The organism is Gordonia terrae (assembly GCF_001698225.1).
GTDB lineage: Bacteria > Actinomycetota > Actinomycetes > Mycobacteriales > Mycobacteriaceae > Gordonia > Gordonia terrae.
Genome location: NZ_CP016594.1, coordinates 2,695,868 through 2,712,458 on the forward strand (window position 1 = coordinate 2,695,868; position 16,591 = coordinate 2,712,458).

Sequence of the window (16,591 nt, forward strand, 5' to 3'; positions counted from 1 at the left end):
ACGAGTCCAGAGTAATCGGCGCGGGGGACACGCTGCGCGGCGACCGATGGTTACCGGCGAGTTCGGGTGTCGTCGCCGGTCGTGGGCCCGCTCGCGTCGTCGCCCCGCCTCGATTCACGGTTCGCAAAGGCAAACGTCTACCATGCTCTGTAGTAGCCCGCGGGCGTCTGTGCGGGCGGACGAGGAGTGTTCGTGAGGATAGGGGAGCGTGTGAGCGGGGACAGTTCCGCCGCATCTCACTCGACCGACACCGCATCGAATCCGCAGGTATCGACCGATGAGGTCGCGCCGGCCGATCAGTCGTGGGCCGGGCGCGTGCGTGCGACGGTGCTCGCCTACATCGCACTGACCAAGCCGCGTGTCATCGAGTTGCTTCTCGTCGCGACGATCCCGGTCATGCTGCAGGCCGACCGGGGCCACGTCGACATCGCGGTCATCGCTTTCACGCTGATCGGCGGCTGGCTCGGAGCCGGGAGTGCCAACACACTCAACATGGTTGCCGACGCGGACATCGACAAGAAGATGAAGCGCACCGCCCGGCGTCCGCTGGCACGCCGTGCCGTCGCGACCCGCAGCGCCCTCATCTTCGGACTCCTCCTGTGGGCGGCGTCGTTCGCGGTGCTGTACTTCGCCGCCAATCTGCTCTCGGCGCTGCTCGTCTCGGCGACGATCCTCTTCTACGTCGGCGTCTACACGCTCATCCTCAAGCGCCGCACCTGGCAGAACGTGGTCTGGGGCGGTGCCGCCGGATGCATGCCGACCCTGGTCGGCTGGGCCGCGGTCACCGGCTCGCTGAGCTGGCAGCCGATCGTGCTCTTCGCCGTCATCTTCTTCTGGACGCCGCCGCACACCTGGGCGCTCGCGATGCGTTACAAGGAGGACTACAAGGCGGCCGGCGTGCCGATGCTCCCGGTCATCGCGACCGAGGAACGCGTCACCCGGCAGATGCTGATCTACACGTGGCTCACCGTGGTGAGCTCGCTCCTGCTCATCCCGGCGACCAGCTGGATCTACACCGTGATCGCCCTGGCTGCCGGTGGCTGGTTCCTGGAGCGCGTGCACAAGCTCTACCGCGACACCAAGCGTGGTGCCGAGGTCGCTCCGCTGAAGGTGTTCCTGCAGTCCAACGAGTATCTCGCCATCGTGTTCTGCGGACTCGCGATCGACGCGGTCGTCGGACTGCAGACCATCTCGTCGTACTTCTGAGACCGGCTCACACCCCGGCCGGCAGCAGCACCGTGGTGCCTGTCGTGACGCGAGCCTCCAGGTCGGCGTGCGCGACCGCCGCGTCGGCCAGTCGGTACCGCTGACCGACGCGCACCTCCACGCCGCCGTCGACGATCGCCTCGAAGTACTCACCGGCTCGCCAGTCGAGTTCCTCGGCCGTGTCGGTGAAGTGGGCCAGCGTCGGCCGGGTCACCGACAGTGATCCCGCCGGGTTGAGCCGCTGGAGATCGAACGGGGGCACCGGACCGCTTGCCGCCCCGAACAACACGACGATCCCCCGGATCGCCGTCGACGCCAACGACTGCTCGAAGGTGTCGGCGCCGACACCGTCGTAGACCACCGGCACGCCGCGCCCGTCGGTCAGTTCACGCACCCGGGAGCTGAGGTTGTCGCCGTAGCGCAGGACGTGGTCGGCGCCCGCCGCCCGGGAGAGTTCCTCCTTCTCGTCGGACGACACCGTCGTGATGACCGTCAGTCCGCGACGCTTGGCGAGCTGGGTGAGGATCAGTCCGACACCGCCGCCACCGGCGTGCACGAGAATCGGATCGCCGGCCTGTGGACGAGCACTCCCGTCCAGGAGGTAGTGCGCGGTGAGGCCGCGCAGCAGCGACGAGCCGGCCACCGCGTCGTCGACCGCGTCGGGCACCCGCACTGCCTTCGACGCCGGGACCGCGACGAGCTCGGCATAGGAACCGGGCGCCGCGCACCACGCCACGCGTTGCCCCTCCTGCAGCGAGGTCACCTCCGAGCCGGTCGCGACGACGACGCCGGCACCCTCGGTGCCGGGAATGTAGGGCGGCGTCGAGGGATACAGGCCGCGGCGCAGATACGTGTCGATGAAGTTGACGCCCACCGCGGCGGTCCGGACGATCACCTCGTCGGGAGCGGGGATGGGGTCGTCGATGCTGCCGAAGGTCAGGACGTCGGGTCCGCCGTGGCGGGTCACCTGGATAGCTCGCACGACACCGTTCTACACGCCGAAATCGTCCCGGTATGCTGACCCCCATGACGAACACCACCGCCGACGAGAACTCGAGCACGCAGCAGAAGGTCGAGGCACCCACCGAGGTCGTCGCCTCGGTACGCAAGTTCGTCGCACGCGAGGGTGGGAGCGCGAAGGTCGTCCTCCAGGCGATCGGCGACGCCGGTGTGCGTATCACGCTGGTCGGCGACGCGAACGGCATCCTCGGTGACCGGGTCGTTCCCGACCTCGCCACGGCGCAGGCAGTGGTCGACGCGGTCGACGGTCTCGAGATCGCCGAATGGGATCGTGACCTCACGTCGGAGACGACGGTGTCGACGTCGCACTACCGCAAGATGGCCGGTTGGGTCGCGCGGCAGAAGCGGTTCCCGCGCGCACGCAACCGCGCCATTCTCTGAGGTCGGCGTCGATCAGGCAGACTCGCGCAGCGGGTCTGCATTTTTCGTGCCCGTGTCTCGCGCGACCAGGAGCTGCCAGGTGGCTCCGATGAGCAGGACCGCGCTGCCGAACATGTGCGCGATGACGAGCGCGATCGGCAGGTCGGTGGCGAACTGGACGAACCCGATCAGACCCTGCAACAGCAGCAGCAGCATGAACACCACGGCCGACCGCTGCTGCGGACGCGCGAAGACGCGCGCGTAGACGAGGGCGGCGATCGCCAGCCCGACGAGAGCGAAGACGGCGTCAGCGTGCAACTGCGTCGCATTGCCCGGGTCCAGACCGTTGCGCGGGGCGTCGGCGTCGCCGGCGTGGGGGCCGGAGCCGGTCACCACCGTGCCGAGGTAGATCGCCGCCCAGGTGACGACGTACACGAGCCAGGCGAGATAGATGCCGAGCCGGCGGGTCGCGGTCGGCGGGGCGTCGGGGTCGGGCGAGTCCGGCGCGGCGGGAGTCGGGTAGGGGCGCATCCGGAAGACCAGGACGGTGGACGCGGACACCAAGGCCATGGACAGCAGGAAGTGCAGCGCGACGACCCACGGGTTGAGCTGCGTGAGCACCGTGATGCCGCCGATGACACCCTGGAAGGGGATGCCGAGCGCGATCAGCGTGACCAGCCACTTGTCGCGTCGTGCGGACCCGGCGAGGCGCAGGACCGCCACCCAGGTCGCGATCGCGATGACGACCAACACGAAGGTGAGGAGGCGGTTGCCGAACTCGATCGCGCCGTGCAGACCCAGTTCACCGTGCGGCACGAACGACTCGTCGGTGCACCGTGGCCAGGTTGGACAACCCAGTCCCGAGCCGGTGAGGCGTACGGCGCCGCCGGTTGCGACGATGCCCACGTTCGAGATCAGCAGCGCGATGGCCCAACGGTGTACGAATCGGGCTGTCGGCCGGCCGAAGCCGGGGACGAACCGCCACGGACCGGTCAGCTGGCGCGGTGCGTCGTCGGCGGACGTGGGTCGCGCGCCGGACCGGGACCCGGCCGGTGCGTTCGAAGTATCGGATGTCATCGGAATCGGAACCACCTCACGGCCAAGGTGCCGGCCACCGCGGCCCACACCAGCAAGACACCCACCCCGAAGGCGTCGAACGAACCCTCGGAGGCCATCTCGAGTGCCTCGCTCAGGGCCCCCGACGGGATGCACCGCGCGATCCAGTGCACGGCGTCGGGGATGTTGGAGTCGACGACGACCAGGCTGCCGAGGCCGATGAACGCGAACCACAGCAGGTTCGCGAGCGCCAGGACGACTTCCGCTTTGAGCGTGCCGCCGAGCAACAAACCGAGCGCCGCGAAGCACGCGGTGCCGACCGCCAGGACCACCGCGCCGATGAGCAGGCCGACGGGACTCGGGCGCCAGCCGAACGCGGCACCGATCGCGCCCAGGATCACCGACTGCAACGCGACCACCAGGAGCACGGCGATCGATTTGCCCACGATGATCCCCCAGCGCGGAATCGGCGTGGCGCCGAGGCGTTTGAGGGCGCCGTAGCGACGGTCGAAGCCCACGGCGATGGCCTGTCCGGTGAACGCGGTCGACATCACGGCGACGGTCAGGATCGCCGGGACGAACAGCGCCGCCCGCTCTGCCGGACCGTCCCCGAAGCCGGTGTCGATCGGCAGCAGGCACAGCCCGACGAGCAGCGTGATCGGGATGAACATCGTGAGCAGCAGTTGCTCGCCGTTGCGGAGCAGGAGCTTGAGTTCGAGGGTGGATTGCGCGGCGATCATCGCGGGCAGGGACGCCGGGCGCGGGGCCGGGCGGAACAGGCCGTCAGGGAATGTGCCGGAACGCTGCGCGTCGGTGGGAACGGAGGAGGTCACGGTCGTAGGGCCCGTCCGGTGAGGTCGAGGAACACGTCTTCGAGGCTGCGGGTCTCGACCCGGAGATCGGTGGCGAGGACATTGATCTTCGCGCACCACGCCGTCACGGTGGCCAGCACCTGCGGCGTCATCGGACCGATCACGAGATACGAACCGGGGGTGGCCTCGGTGCAGTGGTAATCCTCCGGCAGCGCCAGGACCAGCATCGACAGATCGAGACCACGCGGTGCGGTGAAACGCAGTTCGTTCTCCGCGCCGGTGCTGGTGAGGTCGGCGGGTGTGCCGTCGGCGACGACCCGCCCGTGGTCGATGATCGCGACGTGGTCGGCGAGTTCTTCCGCCTCGTCCATCAGGTGCGTGGTCAGCAGCACCGACGCACCGTCGGCCCGCAGACGGTCGATCAGCTCCCACACGACGAGTCGGGCGTGGGCGTCGAGGCCGGCGGTCGGCTCGTCGAGGAAGACCAGTTCGGGCCGATTGACGACCGCGCAGGCCAGCGCGAGGCGCTGCTGTTGGCCGCCGGACAGACGGCGGTAGGAGGTACGACGCACCTCGGTCAGGCCGAGCGCGTCGAGGAGGAACTCCGGGTCGATGGGGTCTGCCGCGTACGCCGCGACGAGGCGCAGCATCTCCTCGGCACGCGCACCCGGGTAGGCGCCGCCGCCCTGCAGCATGACGCCGATGCGGCGCCGGAGCGCGTCGTTGTCGGCGACCGGGTCGAGTCCGAGGACGCGGACGGTGCCGGCGTCGGGCGTGGTGAATCCTTCGCAGATCTCGACGGTGGTCGTCTTGCCCGCACCGTTGGGCCCCAGCAGGGCCAGGATCTCGCCGCGACGGAGGGTGAGGTCGAGCCGGTCGACGGCAGTGCGGTCGCCGAAGCGTTTGACCAGGCCGCTGATCTCGACCGCGAGACCGGCCGACCCGGGCCGATCCGCGGCGACCTCAGCGGATGATGACCCGGGATCGCGGAGCCGACGATCGTTCACTCGATCGTCGTCGCTGATCTGCCGAGAGGTCGTGCTTCGCACACAGGTCAGACTAGGCGCTCGGAGCCCAGGGACGAAAAACGGTGACCCGGCCCACCACGCAGGTGCTCAACGTCGTGTCGACGGCGGGTCGGCCGGTGCCCGGTCGACGGTCGGGGCCTCGTCACGACGACGCCGGCGGCCGGGCGCGCGGTCCTCGAAGAACAGCGCAGTGAGGACCGCGACCATGATCACGCCTGCCAGAAGTCCCTGTGCCAGCACCACTCCGCTGGTGTTGGAACTGGTGGGCATCACCACGATGGCGATGATCGCCGACGCGGCGATGGTGGAGATCCGGAACCAGGCGCCGGTCGCCCACGCGGCCAGTGGGATGACGGCCCAGAGGAGATACCAGGCCTGGACGAACGGGAAGAACAGCACGACTGTGGCCATCGACACACCGAGGGCGCCGAGCGGGTGGAGCCGGCCGCCGAGGGTGGCGAGCATCCACCGGACGATGAACAGTGCGGCGACGAGCTGACCGATGGGTCGGGCCACCTCGAGGATCGCCTGGGTGTGCTCGCCGAGACCGAGGGTCACGCCGATCCGTCCGGTGGTCACCGACAGCAGCGTCGGCATCGACATCCACGAGCGGACGATCTCGCCCGTCGACAGCGTGCCGGTCCAGCCGAACCCGAGTCCGGTGCCGAGCGAGATGCCCATCATCACGATGCCGAGGACCACCACGTAGAACGCCGCGGAGGCGCTCAGCATGTAGATCGACCAGCGCGACCGGCCCCACCACTCGCGGATCGGCGCATGCCGCAGGGCGGGCAGCGTGGCGCCCCAACGCATGGCCAGGGCGATGCCGACGAAGCCGAGGGCGAGCATCGAGGTGACCTTGATCATCGCCGACGCCGCGAGCACCGCGCCCCCGGCGATGAGCAACCAGCCCGCGCGGGTGGGCACGAGCGTTCCGGGTCGGCGTAATCGTTCGGCGCCGTAGATCGCACGGAAGCTCAACTCGAGGCCGACGAGCATCAGCCCGAGCATCAGGGCCTCGTTGTGGATACCGCCGACGAGATGAAGGATGACCAGCGGATTCATCGCGCCGAGCCAGAGTGCGGCCACCGAGGACACCCCGCATCGGCGTGCCAACCGGGGGAGTGCCCAGACGATGAGGGCCACACCGATCAGCGCGACGATGCGGTGCAGGAAGATCGCGGCGGTGATGTTGTCGCCGGTGACCTTGGTGATGCCCTCGCCGATCCACAGGAAAAAGGGACCGTAGGGCGCCGGGGTGTCCCGCCACAGATTGGGGACCGACCTGGTCAGGATGTGGTCGACCCCGAGCCCGCGGACGGGGCTCACCGAATAGGGGTCCATGCCGCGGAACGCGATCGCGCTCTGCGCGAGGTAGGAGTAGATGTCCTTGCTGAGCAGTGGGGGCGCCACGATGATCGGCGCGATCCACAGCATGAGGGTCCGGTCGGCCTGGCGGCGGCTCATGCGGCGCTCCGGGCTCCGGCCGTGTCGGACCTCGACGCTGAACCGGCCGACCGCGAACCGGCCAAGAAGCAGCCACGCGACGACCAGCGTGATCGCACCGCCGATCGACAGTGCGAGCGCGGTACCGAACATGCGCGACGGCAGCGACAGCACCCGCATCCCGGCCACCGGGTTCTGCAGCACGGGCACCGCCCCGGTACCGAGGGCGCCGATGAGGATGAGGACCGAACCGGTGGCGCCGAACAGCTTGATGCGGCGCAGCCGGCGGGTCTCCTCGGCGTTGAGCGGTCCGACCTCGCGCTCGTCGTCGTGGTGGAGGCGGGCGACGGTCTTGCCGTAGTCGCCGCGATCGGTGTCGGTGGGAACGGCGTCGGCGGGGCGCTGTTTGCGCAACCCGAGATAGGTCAGCACGCCGAGCAGCCGGGTCCACACGAGTCCGAAGTAGTCCGGCACGCGGCGCGGAGCTGTGGTTTCGGGCACACGACGACTGTAATCGCCGGACGTGGTGGCCTCACGACCCCCCGCGATAAGGGCACCCTTGCTGGCAGGCGGGAAGCAATTACGTCACACTCGTGTTGTGAAAACCATGCGGAACGATGTTGTGCTGCCTTCGGGCGGCGTCGGCGCCGTGCCATCCGCTGGTACGGGCGCCACGGGAACGGCCGGTGGTGCCGACGCGCACCACGACGGTCAGACACGCGAGGCCGTGGTCACCCTTCTGGTCGAGGACGGCCCGCTCACCGCGGGTGACATCGGCGAACGTCTCGGGATCTCGGCGGCCGGTGTCCGTCGTCACCTCGACGCCCTCGAGGGCGCCGGCGACATCGAGGTCGCCTCGCCGGGCTTCGGCCAGCGCGGCCGCGGACGTCCCGCCAAATACTTCCAGCTGACGGCGTCCGGTCGTGGCAAGATGCGGCACGCGTACGACGACCTGGCCGGCGCGGCGATGCGCAAGCTCCGCGATCTCGGCGGTTCCGATGCGGTTGCCGAATTCGCCCGGGAGCGCGTCGAACGCATCGTCGCCGATGTGCGTCCGAGCACGAACCCGGTGACGGTGGCCGACACCGTCGAGGAGATCGCCGACGCGCTGACCAGCGCCGGGTACTCCACCAACACCCGTCAGGTCGGGACCGGCCTGCAGATCTGTCAGCACCACTGCCCGGTGGCACATGTCGCCACCGAGTTCCCGGAGCTGTGTGAGGCGGAGACCGCGGTCTTCACCGAACTCCTCGGCACGCACGTGCAGCGTCTGGCGACCATCGCCAACGGTGACTGCGCCTGCACCACCCATGTGCCGATCCACCCGCCGCCGGGCGGGACGCACGAGGCCAGACCCGACCCACCCGGGGCCGGCGCGGATCCCGATACCCAGCCCGTATCGCGCCGCGCGACCCCTGCTCCGACACCGACTGCCACGACAACCCGAAAGGCCACGCGATGACTGTCACCGATCCGGCCACCCCGACCCCAGCGGCGCCCCTCTCGCAAGAGGAGACGATTGCCGCCCTCGGCAAGTACGGCTACGGCTGGGCCGACTCCGACGTCGCGGGCGCGAGCGCCAAGCGCGGACTGTCCCCGGCGGTCGTCGCCGACATCTCGTCGAAGAAGAGCGAGCCCGAGTGGATGCTCGAGCAGCGCCTCAAGGCGCTCAAGATCTTCGACAAGAAGCCGATGCCGGGCTGGGGCGCGGGGCTCGAGGGCATCGACTTCGACAACATCAAGTACTTCGTGCGCTCGAGCGAGAAGCAGGCCGCCACGTGGGACGACCTGCCCGAGGACATCAAGAACACCTACGACAAGCTCGGCATCCCCGAGGCGGAGAAGCAGCGTCTGGTCTCCGGCGTCGCGGCGCAGTACGAGTCCGAGGTCGTCTACCACTCGATCCGCGAGGACCTCGAGAAGCAGGGCGTGATCTTCCTCGACACCGACACCGCGCTCAAGGAGCACCCGGAGATCTTCCAGCAGTACTTCGGGACCGTCATCCCGGCCGGTGACAACAAGTTCTCCGCGCTGAACACCGCGGTGTGGTCGGGCGGTTCGTTCATCTACGTACCGCCGGGTGTCCACGTCGACATCCCGCTGCAGGCCTACTTCCGGATCAACACCGAGAACATGGGCCAGTTCGAGCGCACGCTGATCATCGTCGACGAGGGTGCCTACGTGCACTACGTCGAGGGTTGTACCGCGCCGATCTACAAGACCGACTCGCTGCACTCCGCCGTCGTCGAGATCATCGTCAAGAAGGGCGGCCGCTGCCGCTACACGACCATCCAGAACTGGTCGAACAACGTCTACAACCTGGTGACCAAGCGCGCGAAGGCCGAGGCCGGCGCGACCATGGAGTGGGTCGACGGCAACATCGGCTCCAAGGTCACCATGAAGTACCCGGCCGTCTGGCTGACCGGTGAGCACGCCAAGGGCGAGGTTCTCTCGGTCGCCTTCGCCGGCCCGGGCCAGCACCAGGACACCGGCTCGAAGATGGTCCACCTCGCGCCGAACACCTCGAGCAACATCGTCTCCAAGTCGGTGGCACGGGGTGGTGGCCGGGCGTCCTACCGCGGGCTGATCAAGATCAACAACGGCGCGCACGGCAGCCGGTCGACGGTCAAATGCGATGCGCTGCTGGTGGACACGATCTCCCGCAGTGACACCTACCCCTACGTCGACATCCGTGAGGACGACGTGACGATGGGTCACGAGGCGACCGTCTCGAAGGTCAGTGACGATCAGCTCTTCTACCTGATGAGCCGTGGCCTGACCGAGGACGAGGCGATGGCCATGGTGGTGCGCGGCTTCGTCGAGCCGATCGCCAAGGAACTCCCGATGGAATACGCGCTCGAGCTCAACCGCCTGATCGAGCTTCAGATGGAAGGAGCTGTCGGCTGATGGCCGATCCCACACTGCCCGTGTCCACCCCCGGTTCCCAGGCGCCGGTCGTCAACAAGGGTGAGCTGTTCACCTCGTTCGACGTCAACGCCTTCGAGGTGCCGAGTCCTCGTGAAGAGGCGTGGCGGTTCACCCCGTTCCGTCGTCTGCGCGGACTGCACGACGGTTCCGCGCAGCGAACCGGCGAGGCCACGACCGATGTGACCGGGGCTGTCGAGGGTGTGACCGTCGAGACCGTCGGTCGCGACGACACGCGACTCGGCGAGGGCGGCGTGCCGTTCGATCGTGTTGCCGCTCAGGCCTATTCGTCGTTCACGCAGGCGACCGTGGTGACCGTCGGCCGCGAGGTCGAACTCGCCGACCCGGTCACCGTCACGGTCACCGGCCCCGGCGAGGGCGAGACCGCGTTCGGCCACACCCAGATCCGGCTGGAGGCGTTCGCTCGTGCGGTCGTCGTGCTCGACCAGAAGGGCAGTGGAACGTTCGCCGAGAACGTCGAGTTCGTCGTCGGCGACAGCGCGGCCCTGACCGTCGTGAACATCCACGACTGGGCGGACGACGCCGTCCACGTCGCGACGCACCACGTGCGCGCGGGCCGCGACGCGGTGGTCCGGCACTTCGCGATCAGCTTCGGCGGCAACCTGGTTCGCCTGTCGCCGATCGTGCACTACGACGCACCCGGCGGCGACGTCGAGATGTGGGGCCTGTACTTCGCCGACGCCGGCCAGCACCTCGAGCAGAGATTGCTCGTCGATCACAGCCAGCCGCACTGCCGCTCCAACGTCGTCTACAAGGGCGCATTACAGGGTGACGTCTCGGGTGACCGGAGCCGCGAGGCCCACACCGTGTGGATCGGTGACGTGTTGATCCGCGCCGAGGCCGAGGGCACCGACACCTTCGAGCTCAACCGCAACCTGGTGCTCACCGACAACGCGCGCGCCGACTCGGTGCCCAACCTCGAGATCGAGACCGGCGAGATCGTCGGCGCCGGACACGCCAGTGCCACCGGACGTTTCGACGACGAGCAGCTGTTCTACCTGCAGGCCCGCGGTATCCCGGAGGATCAGGCCCGCCGCCTGGTCATCCGCGGCTTCTTCGGCGAGGTGATCGCGAAGATCGGTGTGCCCGAACTGCGCGAGCGTCTGTCCGCCGCGGTCGAGCAAGAACTCGAACTCGCCGGCGCCTGACCGCCGGACATCAGCCACACGAACTTCCCCAGCCCGGAGAAAGAATTCTGAGACTATGACCACACTGGAAATCCGCGATCTGCACGTCGACGTCGCGCAGACCGACACCGACGCCGAGCCCATCCACATCCTCAAGGGTGTCAACCTGACCGTGAAGTCGGGGGAGACCCACGCGATCATGGGCCCCAACGGTTCCGGCAAGTCGACGCTGTCCTACGCCATCGCCGGCCACCCCAAATACGAGGTGACCTCGGGCTCGATCACCCTCGACGGTGAGGACGTCCTGGAGATGAGTGTCGACGAGCGCGCTCGTGCCGGCCTGTTCCTGGCGATGCAGTACCCCGTCGAGGTGCCCGGCGTCTCGATGTCGAACTTCCTGCGGACCGCCGCGACCGCCGTCCGCGGCGAGGCGCCGAAGCTGCGCCACTGGGTCAAGGAGACCAAGGAGGCCATGACGGCACTCGAGATCGACCCGTCGTTCTCCGAGCGAAGTGTCAACGAGGGCTTCTCCGGCGGTGAGAAGAAGCGCCACGAGATCCTGCAGCTCGACCTGCTCAAGCCGCGCATCGCGATCCTCGACGAGACCGACTCCGGCCTCGACGTCGACGCGCTGCGCGTGGTGAGCGAGGGCGTCAACCGCTACAAGGAACGCGACAACGGCGGGGTTCTGCTCATCACGCACTACACCCGCATCCTGCGCTACATCAAGCCCGACTACGTGCACGTCTTCGTCAACGGCCGTGTCGTCGAGTCCGGCGGGTCCGAGCTGGCCGACGTGCTCGAGGAGAAGGGCTACGAGCGCTTCACCTCGGCGGCCAAGGCCGGCTGAGCCACCCACCGGTCCGAGTCCGTCAGCACAGGAGGTGTAGCAGGTGACACTCTCGACAGAGGCAACATCAGCGGCTTCCGCGGCACTGGACGTCGCCGCGTTGCGGGCCGACTTCCCGATCCTCTCGCGGACGGTGCGCGACGGGAAGCCGTTGGTGTACCTGGATTCCGGCGCGACGTCACAGCGTCCGGTCCAGGTGCTCGACGCCGAGCGGTACTTCCTCACGCATCACAACGCCGCGGTGCACCGCGGTGCGCATCAGCTCGCCGAGGAGGCGACCGACGCCTACGAGGATGCCCGCGAGGTTATCGCGGCGTTCGTCGGCGCGTCCGCCGACGAGCTCGTGTTCACCAAGAACGCGACCGAGGCGCTCAACCTCGTGACCTACACCCTCGGTGACCCGAGGTCGGCAGACGTCCTCGGCGGGTCGGCTCTCGGGTCCGGCGACACCATCGTGATCACCGAGCTGGAGCACCACGCCAACCTCGTTCCGTGGCAAGAACTGTGCCGTCGCACGGGCGCGACCCTGCGCTGGTACGGCGTGACGGACGACGGTCGGATCGACCTGGACTCGCTGACCCTCGACGAGTCGGTGAAGGTCGTCGCCTTCACCCACCAGTCGAATGTGACCGGCGCGGTCGCCGATGTGGCCGAACTCGTCTCGCGCGCCCGCGCGGTGGGGGCGCTGGTCGTGCTCGACGCGTGCCAGTCGGTGCCGCACATGGCGGTCGACTTCCGCGCTCTCGGCGTCGATTTCGCCGCGTTCTCGGGACACAAGATGTTCGGTCCCAGCGGCGTCGGCGCCCTCTACGGCAGGTCGGACCTGCTGAACGCGTTGCCGCCGTTCATCACCGGCGGATCGATGATCGAGACCGTGACGATGGAGGCATCGACCTACGCCCCGCCGCCCCAGCGGTTCGAGGCCGGTGTGCCGATGACCTCGCAGGTCGTCGGACTCGGCGCCGCGGTGCGGTATCTCACCGATCTCGGTATGGACGCCGTTGCCGCGCACGAGCATGCGCTGACGGCGCGGACGCTCGAACAGCTGGGTGGCATCGACGGGGTGCGCATCATCGGCCCGTCGACCGCGGAGGATCGCGGTGGGGCCGTGGCCTTCCTCGTCGACGGCATCCACGCGCATGATCTCGGCCAGATCCTCGACGACGAGGGCGTGGCCATCCGGGTGGGTCACCACTGCACCTGGCCGCTGCATCGGCGCTTCGGTGTCGCGGCGACCGCACGCGCATCGTTCGCCGCGTACAACACGTTCGCCGAGGTCGACGCGCTCGCCGCCGCGGTCGTGAAGGCGCAGAAGTTCTTCGGGACGGTCTGAGCCATGCGGATGGAACAGATGTATCAGGAAGTGATCCTCGATCACTACAAGCACCCGCACGGCCGCGGCCTCCGTGAGCCGTTCGGCGCCGAGGTCCATCACGTCAACCCGACCTGTGGCGACGAGGTGACGTTGCGCGTCGCGGTGTCCGATGACGGCTCCAGCATCGACGACGTGTCCTACGACGGACAGGGATGTTCGATCTCCCAGGCGTCGACATCGGTGCTGCACGACCTGATCGTCGGCCTGCCGGTCGGGGAAGCGCTGGCCACCGTCGAGTCGTTCAACTCGATGATGACCTCGCGCGGCAAGGACGCCGGGGACGAGGACGTCATCGGCGACGGGATCGCCTTCGCCGGGGTGAGCAAGTACCCGGCGCGCGTCAAATGCGCACTTCTGGGCTGGATGGCGTTCAAGGACGCACTCGCACAGACGATGGACAGTCACGAGACACGAGCGGAGACAGCATGAGTGACGACACAGCGACGACCACCACCCCGACCGACACCGGTGTGACGGGGACACCTCCGGCACCCGCGACCTCCCTGCCTGCCATCGAGGACGTCGAGGAGGCCATGCGCGACGTCGTGGATCCCGAACTGGGCATCAACGTCGTCGATCTCGGCCTGGTCTACGGCATCGAGGTGACCGATGACGCGGTCGCCAAAATCGACATGACCCTCACCTCGGCGGCCTGTCCGCTGACCGACGTGATCGAGGACCAGTCCCGTGGAGCACTGGTCAGCAGCGGACTGTGCACCGAGCTGGAGATCAACTGGGTCTGGCTGCCGCCGTGGGGCCCCGACAAGATCACCGACGACGGCCGCGAGCAGCTGCGGGCTCTGGGCTTCACCGTCTAGTAGACGCCGCAGGCACCCCGAGCGCCGGCTTCGGTCACGATCGATGACCGGGTCCGGCGCTCGTCGGTTCCACAGCACCTTCCGTGCGAGGAGTAGATCGCATGAGACGCTTCGAATCACGGGTCGAGCGGATGATCCGCGAGGCGACCGAACGCGGCGAGTTCGACGATCTCCCGGGTGCGGGCAAGCCCCTCGATCTCACCGACAGCGACGACCCCGACTGGTGGGTGAAACGGAAGATCCGCGACGAGAATCTGGACTCGTCGGCGTTGCTCCCGGCGCCGCTGCAACTGCGCCGGGAGGCGCAGGACTTCCCGGAATCGCTGCGCGACATCGCCGACGAGGACGCGGTCCGCGATATCCTCGTCGACTTCAATCGCCGTGTGCGCGAAGCACATCTGGCGTCGCGTCAGATGGCGCTGCCGCACAGTGTCGTCGCGCACACCGTCGACGTCGACGACGTGATCCGGCGGTGGCGGGCGTTGCGGAGCTGATCAGTCGGTGTCGCCGGCCCACGCCGGTGTCGACATGGCGCCGCGTGCCACCACTGCGCGGGTGCGCATGTCCACCGCTGTGATGACCCGCGTCATCGCGCCCATCGTGCCGGTGAGGTCGTCGCGCCCGCTGAGGTAACTTCGTTGGGCGGCAACGGGCATCGCGAAGAACGCCTCGAAGAAGGCGATGGTCTGCGACGGGCTCAGCCGCAGCAGCGCGCTGAGCCCGCGTAGACGCAGATTGTGGACCGCGCGTGCAGACGATGGCCACAGGTCGACGGCGGGGTCGCGACCCGCGGCGAGCGCGTCCACCACTGCGTCGGTGCACATGAGCGACGTCGCGACGCTGTAGCCCGTCGTCGGGTTCTTGAAGCCGCCCGCGGCGCCGAATCGGAACGTGGGGTCGCGCCACGGTTGTGGCGACGAACCGGTCAGCGGGAAGTCGACGTGTTCGACCCTCAGAACCTCGGTCGGCATCCCGCCCAGACGGGCGGCGAGTCGGCGTTCGAGTTCGTCGAGGCCCAGGGCGGGATACCCGGCGAGGCAGGTCTCCTCGAGGAGGTACTCGCCGCCCCCGAGGGGCACGACGTACAGGAACGACGGCAGCGACCGGCGGTCCGCGGCGCCGCCCCGCCAATCCATCAGCATCGCCTCGTGTCCGGCCAGGATCGGTCCGGCGGTCCGCGCCCCGACGACGATCCCGTACGCGGTCTGCCGGGGCGCGTCGTGGGGGAGCGCGCCGCGGGAGTCGACCACCGCGTCCCCGGTCAGGACCGTTCCGTCGTCGAGATGCACACGCGCACCGTCGATCTCGACCACGCGGGCGGCCACGGTCGCAACCCGGTCCAGGGACAGTGACCGTTGCAGGCCCGGAGTGTCGAAGACGGTGTACCCGCGGGCGACCTCCTCGAGGTCGCGGCCCGCAACGCCGACGCGCTCGGTGCGGGCGGCGATCGCGGACGGATCGATCCAGTCGGGCAACTCGTCGGACCAGCAGGCGAACGTCGACCGCCAGACCCGATCGGGAGACGGGTCGACCAGCGTGACGGCAACACCGGCACCGACCAGCCGGTGTGCGAGGGCACGGCCGGCCGGTCCGGCCCCCGCGACGATGACTCCGGAATTCACACCCCGTCCTTCGTCACGGGCGGCGATCCGGACGGGGTGTGGCGTCGGACGACGATGTCATGAACCGCCGGTCGCCAACATGCCGCCGTCGACGGCGAGGGTCTCGCCGGTGATCCACGCCGACTCGTCGCTCGCCAGGAAGGCGACCGCGCGGGCCACGTCCTCGGGCTCGCCGATCCGCTTCATGGGGTACGAGGCCGCCGCACGCGCCTCGTTGTCACCTTCGGTGAACACCGATGCGAACTTGGTCCGCACGATCGAGGGGGCGATCGCGTTGACCCGGATGTTCGGCCCGAGTTCCCAGGCGAGTTCGGCGGTGAGCCGGATCAGCGCCGCCTTCGATGTTCCGTACGCCGCGATGACGCCGGTCGACCGCAGGCCCGCGACGGACGAGATGTTGACGACCGAACCACCGGTGTCCTTCATGCCCGCCCGGTAGGCCTCCTGGACGAATCCCAGCGCGGCGACCACATTGGTGTCGAACGTCTTGCGGTAGGCAGACAGGTCGGCATCCATCAGGGGGCCGGCCAGCGGTGCGATGCCGGTGTTGTTGACGAGGATGTGGATGCCGCCGCCCTGGGCGACGGCGGCGGCCACCGCGGCCGCCCGATCGTCGGCGTCGCCGGTGTTTCCCGCGCACGCGGAGACCGTCGCGCCGGGCACCGACTCCCGAATCCGGCCGGCGGCCTCCTCGAGGGGCTCGGCCTTGCGGCTCGTGATGACGACCGACGCCCCACGTCGGGCCAGCTCGGTCGCGATCGCCTCGCCGATGCCGCGACTGGCACCGGTGACCAGTGCGGAGCGGCCGGTCAGGTCGGAGGTCTGCGGAAAATTCTGCGGAATCGTTGTGGAGTGCGTCACGCCCCACACCGTATCGGGCCACCATGTCACCGCGGGCCGACTCGCGCATGCGGTGCGCCGGCCC

General features: G+C 68.7%; 17 protein-coding genes. 10 read left to right on the forward strand and 7 right to left on the reverse strand.

Annotation, left to right across the window (positions count from 1 at the left end; translation table 11 throughout):
• The first annotated feature begins 210 nt into the window (after positions 1-210).
• Entirely contained in the window at positions 211-1,206 is a 996-nt protein-coding gene (locus BCM27_RS12230; RefSeq protein WP_004021953.1) for a heme o synthase, read from the forward strand.
• A 7-nt stretch (positions 1,207-1,213) separates the two neighbouring features.
• Here the strand turns inward: BCM27_RS12230 and BCM27_RS12235 are convergent, their stop codons facing one another.
• Entirely contained in the window at positions 1,214-2,188 is a 975-nt protein-coding gene (locus tag BCM27_RS12235) for a quinone oxidoreductase family protein (RefSeq protein WP_033203407.1), read from the reverse strand.
• 32 nt (positions 2,189-2,220) lie between these two features.
• Here BCM27_RS12235 and BCM27_RS12240 point away from each other — a divergent pair, with 32 nt between their 5' ends.
• A complete protein-coding gene (locus tag BCM27_RS12240; protein ID WP_004021951.1) occupies positions 2,221-2,607 on the forward strand; it encodes a hypothetical protein in 387 nt (128 codons plus the stop codon).
• Between the two features lie 12 nt (positions 2,608-2,619).
• On the opposite strand, the gene BCM27_RS12245 is transcribed toward BCM27_RS12240, so the two are convergent.
• From BCM27_RS12245 to mptB, 4 genes are all read right to left on the reverse strand, one after another.
• Positions 2,620-3,663: a COX15/CtaA family protein gene (locus tag BCM27_RS12245; RefSeq protein WP_004021950.1), complete on the reverse strand. Its 1,044-nt coding sequence runs from the start codon at positions 3,661-3,663 to the stop codon at positions 2,620-2,622.
• Entirely contained in the window at positions 3,660-4,475 is an 816-nt protein-coding gene (locus BCM27_RS12250) for an ABC transporter permease (protein ID WP_004021949.1), read from the reverse strand. Before BCM27_RS12250 ends, BCM27_RS12245 begins: the two co-directional genes overlap by 4 nt.
• Complete coding sequence (locus BCM27_RS12255; protein WP_004021948.1) at positions 4,472-5,461, reverse strand: ABC transporter ATP-binding protein; 990 nt, start codon at positions 5,459-5,461, stop codon at positions 4,472-4,474. Before BCM27_RS12255 ends, BCM27_RS12250 begins: the two co-directional genes overlap by 4 nt.
• Positions 5,462-5,569: 108 nt before the next feature.
• Complete coding sequence (mptB, locus tag BCM27_RS12260) at positions 5,570-7,402, reverse strand: polyprenol phosphomannose-dependent alpha 1,6 mannosyltransferase MptB (RefSeq protein WP_033203403.1); 1,833 nt, start codon at positions 7,400-7,402, stop codon at positions 5,570-5,572.
• A 133-nt stretch (positions 7,403-7,535) separates the two neighbouring features.
• Between mptB and BCM27_RS12265 the strand changes: the two genes are divergently transcribed.
• From BCM27_RS12265 to BCM27_RS12300, 8 genes are all read left to right on the forward strand, one after another.
• Positions 7,536-8,390: a helix-turn-helix transcriptional regulator gene (locus BCM27_RS12265; RefSeq protein WP_033203401.1), complete on the forward strand. Its 855-nt coding sequence runs from the start codon at positions 7,536-7,538 to the stop codon at positions 8,388-8,390.
• A complete protein-coding gene (gene sufB / locus BCM27_RS12270; RefSeq protein WP_004021945.1) occupies positions 8,387-9,835 on the forward strand; it encodes a Fe-S cluster assembly protein SufB in 1,449 nt (482 codons plus the stop codon). Before BCM27_RS12265 ends, sufB begins: the two co-directional genes overlap by 4 nt.
• Positions 9,835-11,022 (forward strand): Fe-S cluster assembly protein SufD, encoded by a 1,188-nt coding sequence (gene sufD / locus BCM27_RS12275; protein WP_004021944.1) that lies wholly within the window; start codon positions 9,835-9,837, stop codon positions 11,020-11,022. Before sufB ends, sufD begins: the two co-directional genes overlap by 1 nt.
• Before the next feature lie 55 nt (positions 11,023-11,077).
• Positions 11,078-11,851 carry a Fe-S cluster assembly ATPase SufC gene (sufC, locus tag BCM27_RS12280; protein WP_004021943.1) on the forward strand — a complete coding sequence of 258 codons (774 nt, stop codon included), beginning with the start codon at positions 11,078-11,080 and terminating at the stop codon, positions 11,849-11,851.
• A gap of 43 nt (positions 11,852-11,894) precedes the next feature.
• Positions 11,895-13,184 (forward strand): cysteine desulfurase, encoded by a 1,290-nt coding sequence (locus BCM27_RS12285; RefSeq protein WP_004021942.1) that lies wholly within the window; start codon positions 11,895-11,897, stop codon positions 13,182-13,184.
• A gap of 3 nt (positions 13,185-13,187) precedes the next feature.
• Positions 13,188-13,655: a Fe-S cluster assembly sulfur transfer protein SufU gene (gene sufU / locus BCM27_RS12290; protein WP_004021941.1), complete on the forward strand. Its 468-nt coding sequence runs from the start codon at positions 13,188-13,190 to the stop codon at positions 13,653-13,655.
• Positions 13,652-14,044: a metal-sulfur cluster assembly factor gene (locus tag BCM27_RS12295; RefSeq protein WP_004021940.1), complete on the forward strand. Its 393-nt coding sequence runs from the start codon at positions 13,652-13,654 to the stop codon at positions 14,042-14,044. The genes sufU and BCM27_RS12295 overlap by 4 nt, the downstream gene beginning before the upstream one ends.
• Before the next feature lie 101 nt (positions 14,045-14,145).
• Positions 14,146-14,538: a DnaJ family domain-containing protein gene (locus tag BCM27_RS12300; protein WP_004021939.1), complete on the forward strand. Its 393-nt coding sequence runs from the start codon at positions 14,146-14,148 to the stop codon at positions 14,536-14,538.
• Here BCM27_RS12300 and BCM27_RS12305 read toward each other — a convergent pair whose 3' ends face one another.
• On the reverse strand, positions 14,539-15,666 hold the full coding sequence (locus tag BCM27_RS12305; RefSeq protein WP_004021938.1) for a lycopene cyclase family protein: 1,128 nt from the start codon (positions 15,664-15,666) through the stop codon (positions 14,539-14,541).
• Between the two features lie 57 nt (positions 15,667-15,723).
• Entirely contained in the window at positions 15,724-16,536 is an 813-nt protein-coding gene (locus BCM27_RS12310; RefSeq protein ID WP_004021937.1) for an SDR family oxidoreductase, read from the reverse strand.
• Positions 16,537-16,591: the final 55 nt, after the last annotated feature.